Here is an 18,938-nt window from a genome sequence, read left to right on the forward strand (position 1 = left end):
TAACCTTGCGGCCATGGGTTTCCGCAGGCATGGGCCTTTTCAGGCGGGGGATCAGGTGCAGCTCACCGACCCCAAGAACAAGCGCCACACGATCACGCTGAAGCAGGACGGCGTCTTCCACACCCATAAGGGCGCCATCCCGCACAGCGACCTGATCGGGCAGCCTGAGGGCTCCGTCGTGCGCTCCTCCGGCGGCACCCAATACCTCGCCTTCCGCCACCTGCTGCAGGACTACACGCTCGCCATGCCGCGCGGCGCGGCGGTCATCTACCCCAAGGACGCCTCGATGATCGTCGGCATGGCCGACGTCTTCCCCGGCGCCCGGGTGATCGAGGCCGGAGTAGGCTCGGGCGCGCTGACCTGCTTCCTGCTGCGGGCCGTCGGCCCCGAGGGCCACGTGACCTCCTACGAGCGGCGCGAGGAGTTCGCCGACGTGGCCCGCAAGAACGTCGAGAAGTTCTACGGCGGGCCCATGGACGACAACTGGCGCCTGGTCGTCGGCGACCTGGTCCACTCCATCGACGAGGTCGACGTCGACCGGGTCATCCTCGACATGCTCGCCCCGTGGGAGTGCGTCGACGCCGCCGCGAAGGCGCTCACGCCAGGTGGCGTGATCTGCTGCTACGTCGCCACGACCACGCAGATGTCCAAGACGGTCGAGACGATCCGCGATCACGGGTGTTTCACCGAGCCGCATGCGTGGGAGACCCTGGTTCGCGACTGGCATGTCGAAGGGCTCGCGGTAAGACCTGATCATCGGATGATCGGCCACACGGGCTTCCTCGTCACCGCCCGCCGCATGGCGGACGGGGTGACGCCCCCGCCGAGACGCCGTCGACCGAAGGGGACCACTGAAGAACTATGACAATTTGGCCACGAGGGTGCGTTCGTGCGTGACACGGGAACAGATTGCCGTGTTCCTATGCTGGGAGTATTAAACGCACTATTGAGGATTATTCACCGAACACTGAATGTCACTCTACGAACACTGCCCGGCCAGGTTACGGAGGGGCCCGAGATAGGTAAGGTCCTAAGTAGTCGCCCTCGACTGGGAAGGAGGTGACGGGGCGTGGCAGCTCGCGATGATGCTGAGGCTCGAGCCGCGCAGCGCGAACGGGAGGTCGCTGATCTTTCAACACAGGTCTCCTTCCTCCAGGAGGAGATCACCGCGCTGAGGCGGAAGCTGGCCGAGTCACCCCGTCAGGCCAGGGTCCTCGAAGAACGTCTCCATGAGGCGCAGGCGAACCTCGCGGCCGTGACCGGCCAGAACGAACGCCTGGTGGCCACACTCAAGGAGGCCAGGGACCAAATCGTCGCTCTCAAGGAGGAGGTCGACCGGCTGGCGCAGCCGCCATCCGGCTTCGGCACCTTCCTCGAGGCCAGAGAAGACGGCACGATCGAGGTGTTCACCGGCGGCCGCAAGCTGCGGGTGAACGTCAGCCCCGCCGTCGACATCGACTCGCTGCGGCGTGGCCAGGAGGTCATGCTCAACGAGGCGCTCAACGTGGTCGAAGCACTCGGCTACGAAGAGGTCGGCGAGATCGTGATGCTCAAAGAACTGCTCGACGAGGGCAAGCGGGCCCTGGTCATCTCGCACGCCGACGAAGAGCGTGTCGTGCGCCTGGCCGAATCGCTGGTCGGCCAGCCCATCAGGGCCGGCGACTCGCTCCTGCTCGAACCTCGCTCCGGCTACGTCTACGAGCGCATACCCAAGTCCGAAGTCGAAGAGCTCGTGCTCGAAGAGGTCCCCGACATCTCCTACGAGGAGATCGGCGGCCTCAGCAGGCAGATCGAGCAGATCAGGGACGCCATCGAGCTGCCCTACCTGCACGCCGACCTGTTCCGCGAGCACAAGCTGCGGCCCCCCAAGGGCGTGCTGCTTTACGGCCCGCCCGGCTGCGGCAAGACGCTCATCGCCAAGGCCGTCGCCAACTCCCTGGCCAAGCAGGTCGCGGAGAAGACCGGCCAATCAGGCAAGAGCTTCTTCCTCAACATCAAGGGCCCGGAGCTGCTCAACAAGTACGTCGGCGAGACCGAGCGGCACATCCGCCTGGTCTTCCAGCGGGCCCGTGAGAAGGCCTCAGAGGGCACCCCGGTGATCGTGTTCTTCGACGAGATGGACTCGATCTTCCGCACCCGCGGCTCCGGCGTGTCGTCCGACGTGGAAAACACCATCGTCCCCCAGCTGCTGTCGGAGATCGACGGCGTCGAGGGCCTGGAGAACGTCATCGTCATCGGCGCCTCCAACCGCGAGGACATGATCGACCCGGCGATCCTGCGGCCCGGCCGCCTGGACGTCAAGATCAAGATCGAGCGGCCGGACGCCGAGGCGGCCAAGGACATCTTCTCCAAGTACCTGGTCGCCGACCTGCCGCTGCACCCCGAAGACCTCTCGGAGCACAGCGGGTCTCGCGAGGCCACGATCGGCGGCATGATCCAGAGCGTCGTCGAGCGGATGTACACCGAGAGCGAGGAAAACCGCTTCCTCGAGGTGACCTACGCCAACGGCGACAAGGAAGTCCTCTACTTCAAGGACTTCAACTCCGGAGCGATGATCCAGAACATCGTCGACCGGGGCAAGAAGATGGCCATCAAGCAGTTCCTCGAAAGCGGCCAGAAGGGCCTGCGGGTGCAGCACCTGCTCACGGCCTGCGTGGACGAGTTCTCCGAGAACGAGGACCTGCCCAACACCACCAATCCCGACGACTGGGCCCGCATCTCCGGCAAGAAGGGCGAGCGGATCGTCTACATCCGCACGCTCGTCTCCGGCAAGCAGGGCACCGAGGCCGGCCGTTCCATCGACACCGTCGCCAACACCGGTCAATACCTGTAACACCACACGAGAGCGGGAGGGCCGGGCGGCCCTCCCGCTCTCGTGTGCCCCACGGCCGTCCCGACCCGGCGACCGCGCCCGCTAGGCCCGCGCCCACTTCGACCGGCACCCCGCCCACCGGCCCACGCCCGTTCACATCCTGCCCGGCCTGGCCCGGGCACGCGGGCCGTGCACGTCAAGGACGAGAGCGGCCGCATGGGGCCCGGCAGCTTCACAAGCGCCCGGCGGCGCCTACGCCGTCCACCTGCCCGCCCAGCGGCCCGGTCGTCTGCGCAGGCGACGGCACCCACAGGATGTCCGTCGCCTCCGGCGTGCGCGAGGTCGCGCGCCGTCTACGTCAGCCAGGGCGTCCCCGAGGTGTTCGCGCGGCGGCTGCGCGCGCTCGGGGGTGCGGCGCGACGGCGACGACTACGGGGCCACCATGGCCGCCCGGGTAGCGGGCCGCGCACGAGCGCGGGTGGCGGCTCGCCGCCTTCATCGTGCACCGGCAGGACCCTGGCGAGCCAGGCACCGCCTCCTGACGCGCCTCGCCGACCTCACCATCACCGACGACCAGGCCAAGGCGGCCACCCGGCGGCCCGCCGGCCACGGCGCCGCTCTCGGCCTCGACGCCGCCTCGCGCGTGTTGCTCCTGGGAATATAGGTGCTAATGGAACCAAAGTGACCTTATTTCCGTCAAAGATGGCGTGCATTCCCCCAACCGGCCCAAACACGCTCGGGAGGACGGCCGGTTGGCCGAACTCGACCTCCTGCGCTTCGTCGCCGCTCTGGCCGTCGTCGCCTTCCACTACCTGGTCGCCTTCGCCTCCGTCTGGGGCGACCGGCCCGCCGAGCTGTTCCCCGCGCTCGCGCCGTTCGCCGGGCTCGGCATCCTCGGCGTCGAACTGTTCTTCATCATCAGCGGGTTCGTCATCCTCATGACCGTCTGGGGGCGCGGCCTGGGCGCGTTCGCCCGCTCCCGGCTCGTCCGCCTCTACCCGGCGTACTGGCTCAGCCTCGGTGCCGTCGCCGCCCTCTACGGGCTCACCGGTGTCAAAGTGCTCGACCCAAAACTTTCCCCAGGCGAATACCTGGTGAACGCCACCATGTTCCAGCGGTTGTTCAAGATCACCGATGCCAGCGGCGTCTACTGGTCGCTGTGGGCCGAACTCCGCTTCTACCTGCTGATGGCGATCCTCGTGATCATCGGCGTCACGTACGGGCGCGTCCTGGCCTTCGCCGGCCTCTGGCTGGCCGCCGCCCTGGCGGTCAAAGTGCTCGGGCACGCCGGGATTCTCGACAATCCGGTCCTCGACGAGATCGTCATGCCCGACTACGCCCCCTACTTCGTCGCCGGCATGAGCCTGTACCTCGTCCGCCAACACGGCAGCTCCTGGCTGCCCTGGCTCTACGTCGCCGCCGCCTACGGCATGTCGATCGACTCCGCGCTCGCCCGCGTCCACCGGCGCATCGACGCCGCCGGGTTCAAGAACATGCCCGTCACCGACACCAGCGTCATCATCACCATCACCGTGATCTTCGCGGTGATGGCGCTCGCGGCGCTCGGCTTCCTACGCCTCAAACCCTCCAAAACGCTCACCGCGCTCGGAGGCACCACATACCCTCTTTACCTGTTCCATGGGGTCGTCGCCGCCCTCCTCATTCCCGCGCTCACCGGCGACCTGCCCCCCTGGGCCGTCGCCGTCATCGCCACGCTGACGGCCATCCTGCTGTCGTACCTGGTCTACTCCTTTGCCGAACGCCCCATCCAGCGGCTACTCAAGCCCCGCAGACCCACACAAACCCCAACAGCTCCGGCCGTACAGGTGGAAAAGGCGTCGGTGCCATAACTCTGTGACCCTGGGGCACTGTGAAGGGCATAGGCTCGGGCATATAAACGGCGGATAGACAGATCCGGACGAACAGAGGGTGTTGCATGACGGTGCGTCGGGTGATGGGCATCGAGACCGAGTACGGCATCTCCGTACCCGGCCAGCCAGGCGCCAACGCGATGGTGACCTCCTCACAGGTCGTGAACGCCTACCTGGCCGCCTCGGCGGCCCGCGCGCGCAGGGCACGATGGGACTTCGAAGAAGAAAACCCGCTGCGCGACGCGCGCGGTTTCGACCTCGCCAGAGAGGTCGCCGACCCCACCCAGCTCACCGACGAAGACCTCGGGCTGGCCAACGTCATCCTCACCAACGGCGCCCGGCTCTACGTCGACCACGCCCACCCCGAATACTCCTCGCCCGAATGCACCAACCCCCGGGCCGCCGTCCTCTGGGACAAAGCCGGAGAACGCGTCATGTACGACGCCGCCACCCGCGCCTCCGCCATTCCCTCCAACACGCCCATCCAGCTCTACAAGAACAACACCGACGCCAAAGGCGCCTCCTACGGCTGCCACGAGAACTACCTCATGCGGCGCGCCACCCCCTTCGCCGACATCGTCCGCCACCTCACCCCCTTCTTCGTCTCCCGTCAAGTCGTCGTCGGCGCCGGAAAAGTCGGCATCGGCCAGGACTCCCGCGGCGAAGGCTTCCAGATCAGCCAGCGCGCCGACTTCTTCGAAGTCGAAGTCGGCCTCGAGACCACGCTCAAGCGGCCCATCATCAACACCCGCGACGAGCCCCACGCCGACCCCGAGAAATACCGGCGACTCCACGTGATCATCGGCGACGCCAACATGTCGGAGATCTCCACCTACCTCAAGCTCGGCTCCACCGCGCTCGTGCTGGCAATGATCGAAGAAGGCTTCCTCACCCGCGACCTGGCTGTTGAAAGCCCCGTACAGGCGCTCCGGGCCGTCTCCCACGACCCCAGCTGCAAGTACGAGATCCCCATGCGCGACGGACGCAAGCTCACCGCCATCCAGCTCCAGATGGAATACCTCGAGCAAGCCCGCAAATACGTCGAAGAACGCGGCACCGCCCAGGACGAGATGAACAAGGACATCCTCGACCGCTGGGAGTCCGTCCTCACCCGCCTCGCCGAAGACCCCATGCAGCTCTCCCGCGAGCTCGACTGGGTCGCCAAACTCGAACTCCTCGAGGGCTACCGCAGCCGCGACGGCCTCGCCTGGTCCCACCCCAGACTCCAGCTCGTCGACCTCCAATACTCCGACATCCGGCCCGAGCGCGGCCTCTACAACCGGCTCGTCGCCCGTGGCCGCATGCAGCGCCTCGTCACCGAAGACGAAGTCCAGCGGGCCGTGGAAAGTCCCCCGAACGACACCCGCGCCTACTTCCGCGGCCGGTGCCTGAGCCAATACAGCGAATCCGTCGCCGCCGCCTCCTGGGACTCCGTCATCTTCGACATCCCCGGCCGCGAATCGCTGCAGCGGGTGCCGACCTTGGAGCCCCTGCGGGGCACCAAGGCCCACGTGGGTGAGCTGTTCGACCGGTGCAGGACCGCTGCGGACCTCGTCGCGGCACTCACCGGCGGAGACTGACCCTTACAGCAGCAGGCCGATCCCCAGCGTCAGCGTGCCCGCCGCCAGGCACGCGCCGCCGGCGAACGTCAGCCAGATCAGCCTGCTCGGCTTCGTGTCGCTCGGGCGCACCACTGACAGGAAGAAACCCAGCGGCATCAAGATCGGTGCTGCCACGATCAGCGTGCGCGTCAGCGCCTTCACGCCCTCGGGCAGGCTCGCCTGGTCCACGTACAGCATCGCCACCAGGCTGAACAGGACCAGGACGCCCGCATGCGCGTGGCCGGCCCGCCACAGGCCGCGGCGGACCGGGTTGTCCAGGTAGCCCGGGACGTTGCGCATGAGGAACTTGAGCAACGTGATGCCGCCGAAGGCCACGCCGGGGACTGTGATGAGGAGCACACCTGCGGTGCTCAGGGACGAAGGGGACATCTCAACCTCCTTGTGGGTACGGCATCCCAGTATTGGATAGGAGGACTATCTAGTCAATAGGACAAGATCGCTGGGCGATCGGCGCGAAATGTCGGCTGGTTCGGGGAAGATATGCCTAGAGGCAGTCCCCCAAGTGGAGGTAGGACATGGCTACCAAGGACACCGGCGGTCAGAAGCAGACCGGGAAGCGTGAGGCCGAGGTCGAGGAGACCCAGGCTGCGGAGGCGTCTGACGTTCAGGAGCGACAGGAGAAGCTCACTGACGATGTCGACGCGATTCTGGACGAAATAGACGAAGTTCTCGAAGAGAACGCAGAGGAATTCGTGCGCAGTTACGTGCAAAAGGGCGGAGAGTAGGGCAAAACGGACAGGCGAATGGGGTAGATCGGGTGGAAACGCCGGACGGAGCTAAGTGGTGCCCGGACTGTGGGGAGACCAAGGCGGTCTCTGAGTTCGGGCGCAATAAGCGCATGGCTGATGGGCTTGCGCGGTATTGCAAGGGCTGCTTCCGGAAGCGTTCCACTCAGAGTTATCGCAAGCGCATGGGCGAGCAAGGGAAAACCGTGCGCGAGCGGGTTGAAATTCCCGAAGGGCAGAAGTTCTGTCCTCGGTGTTCGGAGATCAAGCCCCGTGCCGAGTTCGGTAGCAATCGGTCCAGCAATGATGGGCTCACTGCGTACTGCAAGCCGTGCCACACGTTGGTGGTTCGCGAGAACAAAATTAAGAATCACGGGAGCGATCGGAATTACAAGCTGAAGCTCCGTTACGGCATCACCGAGGACGACTTTGAGCGCATGCTCGCCCAGCAGGGCGGGCTCTGCGCCATCTGCCGGGCCGTGCCGGGCACGTTCGTCGACCACAGTCACGCGACCGGGCAGGTCCGGGGCGTTCTCTGTTTCAACTGCAACAACGGGCTCGGCCACTTCGGCGACAACACGGTGCTGCTGGAGTTGGCCGCGCTCTATCTGGACGGGGAGGTTCTCTGGCCGGATTTCGTCATTCTGCCGGAGCAGCGTGACGGCGGTTCTGTGGCGCGGACGCGGACTTATCACCTGTCGCAGCGTTATCGGATGCGGCATGAGGACGTCGAGAAGATGGTCGCGGCGCAGCACGGCTTGTGTGTGGTGTGCTGGGATCGGCCGCCGGAGCATGTGGACCATTGTCATCGGACCGGTGATGTGCGGCATGCGTTGTGTTTGCCGTGCAATACCGGGATCGGGCAGTTCAGGGATGATCCGGCGGTGGTGTGGCGGGCGCTTTCGTATGTCGAGGCGGTCTCGCCGGATGATTTCGAGGAGGTGGCGGTCTCCGAGGAGGAGTTGGCGGAGTTGTTCCGGGCGGAGGAGGAGCTTCGTGCTGATTTCTATTCCCGGGCGACCCGGGTGGGTTGAGCCCGGTTATTTCTCCGGCATGGTGTAGTCGACTCCTACGCCGAGGAGGCGTACGGGGCGGTTGAGGTCGAAGCGGCCGAGGATGGCGACTGCCGTGCGGGACAGGGTGTCCGGGTCGGTGGTGGGGGCGGGGAGCTTCGACTGGCGGGTGCGGGTGAGGAACGGGCTGAAGCGGACCTTGACGGAGACGCGGATCGCTTCGCGGCCTGCGGTGGCGGCGTCGTGGGCGACCTGTTGGGCGAGGGCGGCGACGTGGCGGGTGATCTCGGCCGGGTCGGTGAGGTCGTGGGGGAAGGTGGTTTCGCGGCTGTGGCCGCGGGCGATCCAGGGTGTGGTGACGACTTCGGCTTCGCCTTTGCCGAGGGCGAGGTAGCGCAGCCAGGGGCCGTTGGTGGGGCCGAAGGCGCGGGCGAGTGCGGCGGGGTCGGCGGCGGCGAGGTCGGCGACGGTGTGCAGGCCGAGGGCGGCGAGTTTCTTGGAGATTTTGGCGCCGATGCCCCAGAGGGCGTCGGTGGGGCGGGCGTACATGATCTCGGCCCAGTTGTCGCTGGTGAGGCGGTAGATCCCGGCGGGTTTGGCGAAGCCGGAGGCGAGCTTGGCCTGGTTTTTGTTGTCGCCGATGCCGACGGAGCAGGACAGGTCGGTGCGGGCGCGCACGGCGCGCTGGAGGTCGGCGGCGAGGGCTTCGGGGTCGTCGGTGGCGGCGCCGATGAAGGCTTCGTCCCAGCCCCAGACTTCGACGCGGACGGGGAATTCGCGGAGCACGGCCATGACGCGTGCTGAGGCGGCTTCGTAGGCGGGTGGGTCGCTGGGGAGGAAGATCGCGTCGGGGCAGCGTCTGAGGGCGGTGCGCAGCGGCATGCCGGAGTGGATGCCGTGCTCGCGGGCTTCGTAGGTGGCGGTGGCGGCGACGGTGCGGGGTTGGGTGGGGTCGCCGCTGCCGCCGACGACGACGGGTTTGCCGCGGAGTTCGGGGTGGCGGAGGATTTCGACGGCGGCGATGAACTGGTCGAGGTCGACGTGCAGGATCCAGTCCCTGGCGGGGCTGGATGGCCTGGTGGTCATGCTGTCCAGTATGGCCGGTGCGGGGCGGAGGGCCCCGTTGCGCCGCTTTCAGCGGGCCTGGTGGTTCTCGCTGGTGTGGAGTGTCTCGTCGCGGTAGATGAGGCTGCGGCGCGGCACGGCCCAGGCTTGGGTTCCGGTGGGGGGTTCGTCGCCTTCGGGGACGACCAGTTGGATGAGGGTTTCCGGGGTTTCGAGGGTGACGAGGGTGTGGGTGCCGAGGTTTTCCAGGACGGAGACCGTGCCGGGGAAGGCGTCGGGGCGTGGGGTGGGGGACAGGTGCATGTATTCGGGGCGTACGCCGTAGGTGATGTGGTCGCCGGGGGCGAGGCCGGGCGGGACGGGGAAGGCGGCGCCGGCGACGTGGAGGGCGGCGGGGGTGACCTCTGCGGGGAGGAGGTTCATGGGGGTGGAGCCGATGAAGGAGGCGACGAAGGTGGTGCCGGGGCGGTGGAAGATGTCGGCGGGGGTGCCGATCTGGATCATGCGGCCGTGGGACATGACGGCGATGCGGTCGGCGAGGGCGAGGGCTTCGGCCTGGTCATGGGTGACGAAGACGGTGGTGACGGCGAGTTCGCGTTGAAGCCGTTTGAGGAAGGTGCGGGCTTCGAGGCGGAGGCGGGCGTCGAGGTTGGACAGGGGCTCGTCGAAGAGGAAGGCGGCGGGGTGGCAGGCGATGGCGCGGGCGAGGGCGACGCGTTGCTGCTGGCCGCCGGACAGTTCGCCGGGGCGGCGGCGGAGGAGTTCGGTGAGGCTGAGCCGGGCGGCGACTTCGGCGGCTTTGGCGGTGCGCTGGGCGCGCGGGACCTTTTTGATGCGCAGGGGGTAGGCGATGTTGGCGGTGACGTCCATGTGGGGGAAGATCGCGTAGTCCTGGAAGACCATGGCGACGTCGCGGTCGCCGGGCGGGAGGGCGGTGACGTCTCTGCCGTCGATGCGGACGCTGCCGGCGGTGGGGGTTTCGAGGCCGGCGATGGTGCGCAGGAGGGTGGTCTTGCCGCAGCCGGAGGGGCCGAGGAGGGCGAAGAACTCGCCGTCGGCGATGGTGAGCTCGATGCCGTCGAGGGCGCGCACCCCGCCGGGGAAGATCTTGGTGAGGCCGTGAAGAGAGATCACCGTTTGATCCCTCCGTGGAAGCGGAAGCCGTACCGCTGGGAGACGAACAGGTACATGACGACGACGGGCAGCGAGTACAGCAGGGAGAAAGTGGAGATGAGGTCGAGTCTGGGGGCGCCGCCTTCGGTGTAGAGGGTGTAGAGGATGACGGAGCCGGGGGCCTTTTCCGGGTCGCGCAGCAGGATGAACTGGAACAGGAAGCCGCCCCAGACGCTGGCGAGGGCCCAGACGGCGATGGTGGCGAGGCCCGGCCGGACCAGGGGGATGACGATGTGGCGCAGGATCTGCAGGGGTGAGGCGCCGAAGACGCGGGCGGACTCCTCGTAGGAGGTGGGCGTCTCGTCCATGAAGTCCTTCAGGATGAAGATCGCGGCGGGCAGGAGGCCGCCGGAGACGACGAGGATGACGCCGAGGTGGGTGTCGATGAGGTCGAGCCGGGTGGCGAGTTCGAAGATGGGCACCATGGCGGCGGTGCCGGTGACGACGGACGACAGCAGCAGGAGCAGATAGAGCAGCGCGTCGCGGCCGGGTACGCGGACTCGGGACAGGGCGTAGGCGGCGAGGGCGGCGAGGGCGACGACGAGCGCGGCGGCGCCGCCGCCTTGGATGAGGGAGTTGCCGATGGAGCCGAGCGCGTAGGGGTTGTCGAGGATGGCGGCGAAGTTGCGCAGCGTGAACTCGGGGATCGATGTGGTGATGGTGGGGGTGTCGTCGAAGGGGGCGCTGGCCAGCCAGAGCATGGGGAGGGCGAAGAAGGCCAGGACGACGGCGATGAAGACGGTGGCGGCGAGGCGGCCGACGACGTGGCGGATCATGCGGGTGGTCCTCCGGCGGCGGCGACCTCCTGCTGGCGGCGCTGGCCGCGCAGCAGCCGCAGGTAGGCCAGGGCGAAGATCAGGTTGATGAGCAGGATGAGGAAGGAGATGGCGGCGCCGGCGCCGAGCTGGCCGTCTCTGAGCGCGACGCGGTAGACGTACACGGGCAGGATCTCCGAGCGGCCTTCGGGGCCGCCGCCGGTGAGGACGAACGGCGTGAAGTCGTTGAACGTCCACAGGCTGATGAGCAGCAGGTTCGTCAGGATGTGCCGGCGGATGCGGGGGAAGACGACGTCGCGCAGCTGCTGCGGCACACTGGCGCCGGCCAGGCGGGCGGTCTCCAGGTGTGAGGGGGGCACGTTCTCGAGTGCGGCCGCGTACAACATCATGGAGAACGCGGTGCCGCGCCACACGTTGAAGATGATGATCGACAGCAGCGGGTAGTCGAGCAGCCAGGCGAATCCGGGGGTGTGCAGCAGCGCGTTGAGTGTTCCCTCGTCGCGGTCGAGCAGCGCGAACCACAGGAAGCCGACGACGGTGCTGGGCAGGATCCACGACAGCAGCACAACGCCTTCGACGAGGCGGCGCACGGGGCCGGTGCGGGCGCGCAGGATCCAGGCGAGGGTGAAGCCGAGCCCGGCCTGGCCGATGATGGCCGAGCCGCCGACGTACAGGACGGTCAGCCACAGCGAGGTGAGGAAGCGGGGGTCTTCGAGCGCGCCGGTGTAGTTGTCCAGGCCCACGACCTGCGGGTTGGCCGCGGCCAGGCCGGTGAGCCGGTAGTCGGTCAGCCCGAGGTAGATGGTCCACAGCGCGGGGAAGACGAGAAAGACGGCGATGAGGACGAGGGCGGGCAGGACGAACGTGATCGCCCTGCCCTTGCCCAGCCCGGCGGCGTCAGCCGCCGACGTTGGCCGCGCCACCGACCACTTCCTCCAGTTTGGTCTGGTAGGCGGCGGCCGCCTCGCCGGCGCTCTTGCCGCTGACGACGGCGGCGGTGGCCTCCTGCAGAGCGGTCGACACCTGCGGGTAGACGGCCAGTCCCGGCCGGTAGGCGGTGAGGGGCAGCACCTCGTCGGCGATGTACTTGAGCATCGGGTCGGCGGTGAGCACCTCGCTGTTGACGTCGGTGCGGGAGCTGATGCGCACCTGGCCGGCCAGCTGCGACTTCGTCGCCTCGGCGGAGTGCATGAAGGCGAGCAGGTCCCAGGCGAGCTTGGGGTTCTTGGAGAACGGGTTGAGCACGCGTACGGCGCCGCCTGACATGCTGACGTGATCCTGGCCGCGGATGCCGCCGCCGGGCTGCTTGGCGGGGATCTTGGTGTAGCCGACGACCTGGTCGCGGTCCTTCATGGGCGCGACGCCGGCGTTGGGCTCGACGACGGAGCGCCAGAAGTAGTCGCTCTCGGCCAGGATGCCGATCTTGCCTTGCGCGAATTGGGCGAAGGACTTGTCGCGGCCCTTGGCCTCCTGCTGGAGTTTGGGGTCGCCGAGGCCGCTGCCTCCGTAGATCTGCTGGTAGAAACCGAGCACGTCCTTGACGGCCGGCGAGTCGCCGGCCCACTTGCCGGCGGCGTAGATCTCGGAGCCGGCGCCGGCCAGCAGCGGCAGCACGCCTTGCATGGTGGTGGCCTCGCCCATGGCGGTGCCGGCGTTGATCTGGATGGGGACGGGCACGCCGGCGGCTTTGAGCTTGTTGCCGGCGTCGATGATGTCCTGCCAGCTCTTGGGCTCCCACGTCTCGGGCAGCCCGGCCTTGGCGAACAGGGTCTTGTTGTAGAACAGGACGCGGCCGTCGGTGCCTTGCGGCAGGCCGTACTTCTTGCCGTCGAAGATGCCCAGCCCTTGGACGGCCTGCGGGATCTGCGACCAGCCCTCCCACTGCTCGACGCCGGGCCCGCCGACGTCGGTCAGCGGCTTGATGTAGCCGGCCTGGGCGAACTCGCCCACCCAGATGCCGTCGACGTCGACGTCGATGACGTCGGCGCCGGCCTTCGACTTGAGGTCGAGGGCGATCTTCGTCTTGTACTGCTCGTCGTCGACGCCGCTGGGCTGGAACAGCACTTTGACGTTCTGGTGGGTCTTCTCGAACTCGGGGATCACCCAGTTCTTGATCCAGGTGGCCGACTCGGAGTTCTTACCGCCCTGGATGGAGTTGGCGGCGATGGTGAGGGTGATGCTCCCCGGGCTGGATTCGGTGCCCGTGCCGCAGGAGGTGAGGACGAGGACGGCGGTGGCGGCGATCACCGCAGGTCGGCTGGGGAATCGCATGTCGGCCTCCTGTGCAGGACGTGCAGACATACCGACAATCGCATGGGCCGTTGGCGGCGTAAAGAAACGATCTGGATACGAGGCCCGGCGTTTTCGGGGGTCACGCAGGGGAGGGGTTCGCCGTGAGCTGATCGTGGGAAGTGCAGACAGCAGCACAACATGAGTAGGGTCGCCCTAGGAACACTGACGTTTGGGAAGGAGTCGCGTGGCATCGCACAGGGATCTGCCCGCCGGCTTGGTGGACCATCTTTTCCGTAACACCGGGAGCTCTTCGTTCACGGAGTTCATGAGCTCGTATGCGCCGGAGTTGCTGCCGCTGCGGGATGAGGTTCTGGCCACTCCGATCGGCGACCAGGTTCCGCACGCGACCACGATCGTGGCCGCCACCTTCGCCGGTGGCGTGGTCATGGCGGGCGACCGGCGGGCGACGTCGGGCAACATCATCTCGCAGCGTGACGTGGAGAAGGTGTTCCGCGCCGACGAATACTCGTGCATGGGCATCGCGGGCACGGCGAGCACGGGCATCGAGTTCGCCCGGTTGTTCCGCGTGGAGCTGGAGCACTACGAAAAGCTCGAGGGCCTGGGCATGTCGGTGAAGGGCAAGGCCAACCGGCTGGCCACCATGATCAGGGGCAACCTGGCCATGGCCATGCAGGGGCTGGTGGTGGTGCCGCTGTTCGCCGCCTACGACCCGGACAAGGACGAGGGGCGCATCTTCAGCTACGACGTGGCGGGCGGGCCTTACGAGCGGGAGAGGTTCGACGCGATCGGCTCGGGCTCGATCTTCGCCCGCGGGTCGCTGAAGAAGCTCTACCGCGACGGCGCGTCGGCGGACGACATGGCGATGACGCTGATTCAGGCGCTTTATGACGCGGCCGACGACGACTCCGCGACCGGCGGTCCCGACGTGACGAGGAAGATCTGGCCGATCGTGGCGGTGATCGACGCCGACGGTTTCCGCAGGCTGAGCGAGGAGCAGATCTCCGGCTACGTCGACCAGATGCTGGAAGCCCGCCTGATCTCGCCCGACGGCCCCATCGCCCCGCTGCGCTAGAAAGGACCACCGCCTGTGTCCATGCCTTTTGGATATGCGTCCCCTGAGCAGATCATGCGGGACAAGGCCGACTACGCGCGCAAGGGCATCGCGCGGGGCCGTTCCGTCGTCGTGCTGCAGTATGTCGACGGGTTGTTGTTCGTGGCGCCCAACCCGTCGCGGGCGCTGCACAAGATCAGCGAGATCTACGACCGCATCGGGTTCGCGGCCGTGGGCCGCTACAACGAGTTCGAGGAGCTGCGGCGCGGCGGCATCCGCTACGCCGACATCAACGGCTTCACCTATGACCGCACCGACGTGACCGGCCGCGGCCTGGCCAACCTCTATGCCTCCAACCTGGGCCGCATCTTCACCGAGTCGATCAAGTCGCTGGAGGTGGAGGTCGTGATCGCCGAGGTGGGTGAGACTCCGGAGAGCGATGCGATCTACCGGTTGACGTTCGACGGGTCGGTGTTCGACGAGCACGGTTTCGCGGCCATGGGAGGCCAGGCGGAGGCGGTGGTCAGCCGGCTGAAGGAGCGTTACCGGGAGTCGATGTCGCTGGCCGACGCGCTGGAGGTGGCCCTGCAGGCGCTGACGGAGCCCGGTGGGGAGCGGCCGCCGGTGGGGCAGCTGGAGGTGGCGGTTCTCGACCGCAACCGGGAGCACCGTAAGTTCCTGCGGCTGACGGGCGTTCGCCTGGAGCGCCTCCTGGCTCAGACCTCCGCCACCCCACCTCCGCCCGAGCCGCCGCCCACGGCCCCATCTTCCGACACCCCGCCTCCCACCGGCCCCGAAGGGCCCGTGGACGACGGCTCCTCGCCCCTGTAGGTTCTCTCCCGATTTTCCCCCGGGGCCGTCGCCCGATCGGCGGTTCCCGGGCAGATAGCCGGGCCAGGCCGGGCCGTGCTCGGCCGCCCGCCGATCCCCCTGGCGGGTCCGTGCGCGGAGCCCGTGGACGAGGGCTCCTCGCCCTGCCGGCCTACTGACGTCCCCATGGCTGCTCCTCGGTCCACGGCCCTTCGAGGGCAGACGCGCCCCCGGGTGCTGGAGCGGTGTGCTGAGCGGGTGAGGGGGCGCAGTGGGCGCGGCATGTGCCGGACGCCGCGCCGGTCGGCGATGTGATCTGTATCACCCTGATATGCCCGAACCGGCTGGCGTGATCGAGGATCTCAGAATCCGTGAACACTTCCCTGCGGGCCCTCGTGGCCGGCGGCGCGGCCGCTGCGGTGATGCTGACGTCGGGCGTGGCCGCCCACGCCGCCACCGCCTACCCGGACTACAAGGCGCCCAAGACCTTCGGCACCTCGTTCCAGCCCGACCCGAAGCATGACTTCACCAAGGGCATCCACTCCCGCCACGACGGCATCCTGCGCGGCTGGATCACCCACGTGCGGGGCGGCGTGGCCGAGTACGAGCCGATCAAGTGGAAGAAGGGCAGCCACACCGAAGGGCACTTCGTGGGGCCGCCCGAGGGCGACGCGACGGCGTACGCCTCGCCCATCGCCAACGACGTGCTGTTCCTGTCGGCGTACGGCTGCAAGGCGTCGATGGGGGACCTGACCGTGAGCAGCAAGACCGGCCTGGGCAGCAAGAAGTGCTCCAGGACCACGCTGATCAAGCGGCACGGCCGCACGCCGGTGCCCGCGCTCATCACCGTGCACAAGAGCAGGATCGTCAAGGTTCAGGAGATCTATACGCCCTGACGCGCACGCCTGCGAGCACCCGCGCCCCGTGGGGGCGGGCGCGGGACGAGGCGGGCCGTACGCGCGCGGCGGAAAACACCTGGGAAGATCTCTCCCACTGGCCGACCCGCAGGCATAGTGTGAGGTAATGGATCGTCGCATCTTCGGGCTGGAGAACGAGTACGGCGTGACCTGCACGTTCAGGGGACAGCGCAGGCTGTCGCCCGACGAGGTCGCGCGCTACTTGTTCCGGCGGGTCGTGTCCTGGGGCCGATCGAGCAACGTCTTCCTCCGCAACGGCGCACGTCTGTATCTGGACGTGGGCAGCCATCCTGAATACGCAACACCCGAGTGTGACAACGTCATCGAGCTCGTCACCCACGACAAGGCCGGCGAGCGCATCCTCGAAGGACTCCTCGTCGACGCAGAGAAGCGGCTGCGCGAGGAGGGCATCGCGGGTGACATCTACCTGTTCAAGAACAACACGGACTCGGCCGGCAACTCCTACGGCTGCCACGAGAACTACCTGGTCGGCAGGCACGGGGAGTTCGGGCGGCTGGCGGACGTGCTGATCCCGTTCCTGGTGACGCGGCAGATCGTGTGCGGGGCCGGCAAGGTGCTGCAGACGCCCCGCGGCGCCGTCTACTGCGTGTCGCAGCGGGCCGAGCACATCTGGGAAGGCGTCTCCAGCGCCACCACCCGGTCCCGGCCCATCATCAACACCCGTGACGAGCCGCACTCCGACGCCGAGCGGTTCCGCCGCCTGCACGTCATCGTGGGCGACTCCAACATGAGCGAGACCACCATGCTGCTCAAGGTCGGCGCCACCGACCTGGTGCTGCGCATGATCGAGGCGGGCACGGTGATGCGCGACCTGTCGCTGGAAAACCCGATCAGGGCCATCCGCGAGGTCTCCCACGACATGACCGGCCGCCGTCGGGTCCGCCTGGCCAACGGGCGGGAGGCGTCGAGCCTGGAGATCCAGCAGGAATACCTGTCGAAGGCGAAGGACTTCGTCGACCGGCGCGGCGGCGACGCCATCGCGCACCGGGTGCTGGAGCTGTGGGAGCGCACGCTGCGCGCGGTCGACACCGGCGACCTCGACCTGGTCTCGCGGGAGATCGACTGGGTGACGAAATACCAGCTGATCGAGCGCTACCGCAAGAAGTACGACCTGCCGCTGTCGTCGCCGCGGGTGGCGCAGCTGGACCTCGCCTACCATGACGTGCACCGCAAGCGTGGCCTGTTCTACCTGCTGCAGAAGCGCGGCTCGGTGGAGCGGGTGGCCTCCGACCTGAAGATCTTCGAGGCCAAGTCGGTGCCGCCGCAGACGACCAGGGCGCGGCTGCGGGGCGAGTTCATCCGCAAGGCGCAGGAGAAGCGCCGCGACTTCACCGTCGACTGGGTGCATCTCAAGCTGAACGACCAGGCGCAGCGCACGGTGCTGTGCAAGGATCCGTTCCGCAGCGTGGACGAGCGGGTGGACAAGCTCATCGCCGGGATGTAGCCATCGGTTTACCTCGGCCCTACCCGGGAGTCGGGTAGGGTGACGCGAATCTGCCGTCTTTTCCGAGGGAAGCGCATGCGCCGCGTTCTGGCCGTTCTGGCCGCCATGCCGTTGATCTTTTTCGCCGCCGCGTGCGGCTCTGAAGAGAGTCCCGCGACCGGCGCTTCCGCCGGGGTGAACGCTGGGGTGAAGGTCACCGGGAATGTGGGCGCCAAGCCCACGGTGACCTTCCCCTCCGGCTCGCCCGCGACCAAGTCGTCGTATGAGGTGATCCAGCCGGGCACCGGCGCCGCGGTCAAGGCCGGCGACAAGCTGATCGTCAACCTCACCGTCTTCAACTGGGACGGCAAGGGCAACGCCGTCCAGGGCTCCTCGTACGACACGAAGGCGCCCGAGACGATCCCGGTCAACGAGCAGCTGCCGCAGGTGCTGCAGGAGGGCTTCACCAAGGTCAAGCACGGCGGCCGGCTGCTGGCCGTGCTGGCCAACGACTCGATCCCGCAACAGCAGCAGCAGACCGCGCCGGCCGAGCCGACCAAGGTGTTCGTGATCGACGTGGTCGGCGCGCAGCCGGCGGCGCTGAAGGCCGCCACCGGCAAGGAGACCGGCCAGAGCCTCGCGGGCGCCAAGGTCGAGAACCCGGGCGGCGACAAGGCGCCCACGCTGACCACGAAGACCTCCGAGAAGCCGTCGGACAAGCTCGTCGTCAAGACGATCATCGAGGGCACCGGGGCGAAGGTGCAGCCCACTCAGACGCTGACCGTGCACTACACGGGCAAGATCTGGGGCACCGACAAGCAGTTCGACTCCAGCTGGGAGCGGGGGCAGCCGGCCGAGTTCCCGCTCAACGGAGTGATCAAGGGGTGGCAGCAGGGGCTGGCCGGGGTGCCGGTCGGCAGCCGGGTCGTGCTGAGCATCCCGCCGGACCTGGGGTACGGCGACCAGGCGCAGCAGAACATTCCCGCGAAGAGCACGCTGGTGTTCGTCGTGGACATCCTCGCCGCCTACTGACCCGGTTCGTTGGGCGCCCACGGTCCGGGCAGGGTGTGCGCTGCCCCGCGTACCCTGCCCGGACCGCCGGGCCGCAGGTCGGCGCCGCGTCTGCCGTGGCTCAGCGTCCCGTGGTGGGCGAGGGTGAGAGTCACGCGCCGTGTCCGGCGATGGCCGGTTGCCGTGGCGTGGTTCCGGCGGAGGGCCGTACTGCGCGTCGGGCGCTGGGGTGGCGCTCATGGGGGCACTGTGGCGGCTGTGCGGGATTGTGGGCCACGAGGGGACATGGGGTCTCACGGCATGGGGGGATATTTCCGGGCTTGCTGACGTGTGATCTGGCGTCGCGGTAGCATCGCCAGGCCCGGCGGCGCAGCGTCGGCGGGCCGTTTCGCGTG

At 67.8% G+C, this 18,938-nt stretch carries 18 protein-coding genes; 12 read left to right on the top strand and 6 right to left on the bottom strand.

All coding sequences use genetic code 11. The annotated features are described in order from the left end of the window. The first annotated feature begins 13 nt into the window (after nucleotides 1-13). The 5 genes from ACTWQA_RS17845 (at nucleotide 14) to dop (ending at nucleotide 6,263) form a co-directional block, all read left to right on the top strand. Complete coding sequence (locus ACTWQA_RS17845) at nucleotides 14-865, top strand: tRNA (adenine-N1)-methyltransferase (protein WP_443160313.1); 852 nt, start codon at nucleotides 14-16, stop codon at nucleotides 863-865. Between the two features lie 204 nt (nucleotides 866-1,069). Next, the gene (arc, locus tag ACTWQA_RS17850) at nucleotides 1,070-2,833 is read left to right on the top strand and encodes a proteasome ATPase (protein ID WP_327580982.1); all 1,764 of its coding nucleotides are present in this window, start codon (nucleotides 1,070-1,072) and stop codon (nucleotides 2,831-2,833) included. Between the two features lie 388 nt (nucleotides 2,834-3,221). Further along, on the top strand, nucleotides 3,222-3,476 hold the full coding sequence (locus tag ACTWQA_RS17855; protein WP_443160314.1) for a hypothetical protein: 255 nt from the start codon (nucleotides 3,222-3,224) through the stop codon (nucleotides 3,474-3,476). A gap of 88 nt (nucleotides 3,477-3,564) precedes the next feature. Further along, a complete protein-coding gene (locus tag ACTWQA_RS17860; protein ID WP_443160315.1) occupies nucleotides 3,565-4,662 on the top strand; it encodes an acyltransferase family protein in 1,098 nt (365 codons plus the stop codon). An 86-nt stretch (nucleotides 4,663-4,748) separates the two neighbouring features. After that, a complete protein-coding gene (gene dop, locus ACTWQA_RS17865) occupies nucleotides 4,749-6,263 on the top strand; it encodes a depupylase/deamidase Dop (RefSeq protein WP_443160316.1) in 1,515 nt (504 codons plus the stop codon). A gap of 3 nt (nucleotides 6,264-6,266) precedes the next feature. On the opposite strand, the gene ACTWQA_RS17870 is transcribed toward dop, so the two are convergent. After that, nucleotides 6,267-6,674, bottom strand: coding sequence for a hypothetical protein (locus ACTWQA_RS17870; protein WP_327580986.1), 408 nt, complete (start codon nucleotides 6,672-6,674; stop codon nucleotides 6,267-6,269). Between the two features lie 146 nt (nucleotides 6,675-6,820). On the opposite strand from ACTWQA_RS17870, the gene ACTWQA_RS17875 reads away from it, so the two are divergent. Further along, nucleotides 6,821-7,030, top strand: a complete 210-nt coding sequence (locus ACTWQA_RS17875; RefSeq protein WP_305921452.1) for a ubiquitin-like protein Pup — start codon at nucleotides 6,821-6,823, stop codon at nucleotides 7,028-7,030. A 185-nt stretch (nucleotides 7,031-7,215) separates the two neighbouring features. Next, entirely contained in the window at nucleotides 7,216-8,064 is an 849-nt protein-coding gene (locus ACTWQA_RS17880; RefSeq protein ID WP_443160317.1) for an endonuclease VII domain-containing protein, read from the top strand. A gap of 6 nt (nucleotides 8,065-8,070) precedes the next feature. On the opposite strand, the gene ACTWQA_RS17885 is transcribed toward ACTWQA_RS17880, so the two are convergent. From ACTWQA_RS17885 to ACTWQA_RS17905, 5 genes are read right to left on the bottom strand one after another with little or no spacing between them, the layout of a single operon-like run. Next, a complete protein-coding gene (locus ACTWQA_RS17885) occupies nucleotides 8,071-9,129 on the bottom strand; it encodes a DNA polymerase IV (protein ID WP_443160318.1) in 1,059 nt (352 codons plus the stop codon). A gap of 48 nt (nucleotides 9,130-9,177) precedes the next feature. Beyond that, nucleotides 9,178-10,242 (bottom strand): ABC transporter ATP-binding protein, encoded by a 1,065-nt coding sequence (locus tag ACTWQA_RS17890; protein WP_443160319.1) that lies wholly within the window; start codon nucleotides 10,240-10,242, stop codon nucleotides 9,178-9,180. Then, nucleotides 10,239-11,057, bottom strand: a complete 819-nt coding sequence (locus ACTWQA_RS17895) for a carbohydrate ABC transporter permease (protein WP_327580990.1) — start codon at nucleotides 11,055-11,057, stop codon at nucleotides 10,239-10,241. Before ACTWQA_RS17895 ends, ACTWQA_RS17890 begins: the two co-directional genes overlap by 4 nt. After that, nucleotides 11,054-11,980 carry a carbohydrate ABC transporter permease gene (locus tag ACTWQA_RS17900; protein WP_443160320.1) on the bottom strand — a complete coding sequence of 309 codons (927 nt, stop codon included), beginning with the start codon at nucleotides 11,978-11,980 and terminating at the stop codon, nucleotides 11,054-11,056. The genes ACTWQA_RS17895 and ACTWQA_RS17900 overlap by 4 nt, the downstream gene beginning before the upstream one ends. Beyond that, nucleotides 11,955-13,328, bottom strand: coding sequence for an extracellular solute-binding protein (locus ACTWQA_RS17905; protein ID WP_443160321.1), 1,374 nt, complete (start codon nucleotides 13,326-13,328; stop codon nucleotides 11,955-11,957). Before ACTWQA_RS17905 ends, ACTWQA_RS17900 begins: the two co-directional genes overlap by 26 nt. A gap of 286 nt (nucleotides 13,329-13,614) precedes the next feature. On the opposite strand from ACTWQA_RS17905, the gene prcB reads away from it, so the two are divergent. The 5 genes from prcB to ACTWQA_RS17930 all read left to right on the top strand — a co-directional run bounded on the left by prcB (nucleotide 13,615) and on the right by ACTWQA_RS17930 (nucleotide 18,564). Continuing rightward, nucleotides 13,615-14,382 carry a proteasome subunit beta gene (gene prcB / locus ACTWQA_RS17910; RefSeq protein ID WP_327580993.1) on the top strand — a complete coding sequence of 256 codons (768 nt, stop codon included), beginning with the start codon at nucleotides 13,615-13,617 and terminating at the stop codon, nucleotides 14,380-14,382. A gap of 21 nt (nucleotides 14,383-14,403) precedes the next feature. After that, nucleotides 14,404-15,192: a proteasome subunit alpha gene (prcA, locus tag ACTWQA_RS17915; protein WP_443160358.1), complete on the top strand. Its 789-nt coding sequence runs from the start codon at nucleotides 14,404-14,406 to the stop codon at nucleotides 15,190-15,192. 350 nt (nucleotides 15,193-15,542) lie between these two features. Beyond that, nucleotides 15,543-16,067 (top strand): hypothetical protein, encoded by a 525-nt coding sequence (locus tag ACTWQA_RS17920; RefSeq protein ID WP_443160322.1) that lies wholly within the window; start codon nucleotides 15,543-15,545, stop codon nucleotides 16,065-16,067. 127 nt (nucleotides 16,068-16,194) lie between these two features. Next, entirely contained in the window at nucleotides 16,195-17,553 is a 1,359-nt protein-coding gene (pafA, locus tag ACTWQA_RS17925; RefSeq protein ID WP_305921461.1) for a Pup--protein ligase, read from the top strand. Nucleotides 17,554-17,628: 75 nt separating this feature from the next. Beyond that, nucleotides 17,629-18,564: an FKBP-type peptidyl-prolyl cis-trans isomerase gene (locus ACTWQA_RS17930; RefSeq protein WP_443160323.1), complete on the top strand. Its 936-nt coding sequence runs from the start codon at nucleotides 17,629-17,631 to the stop codon at nucleotides 18,562-18,564. The last annotated feature ends 374 nt before the right edge of the window (nucleotides 18,565-18,938 follow it).

Source organism: Nonomuraea sp. 10N515B (assembly GCF_052245915.1).
Lineage (GTDB): Bacteria > Actinomycetota > Actinomycetes > Streptosporangiales > Streptosporangiaceae > Nonomuraea.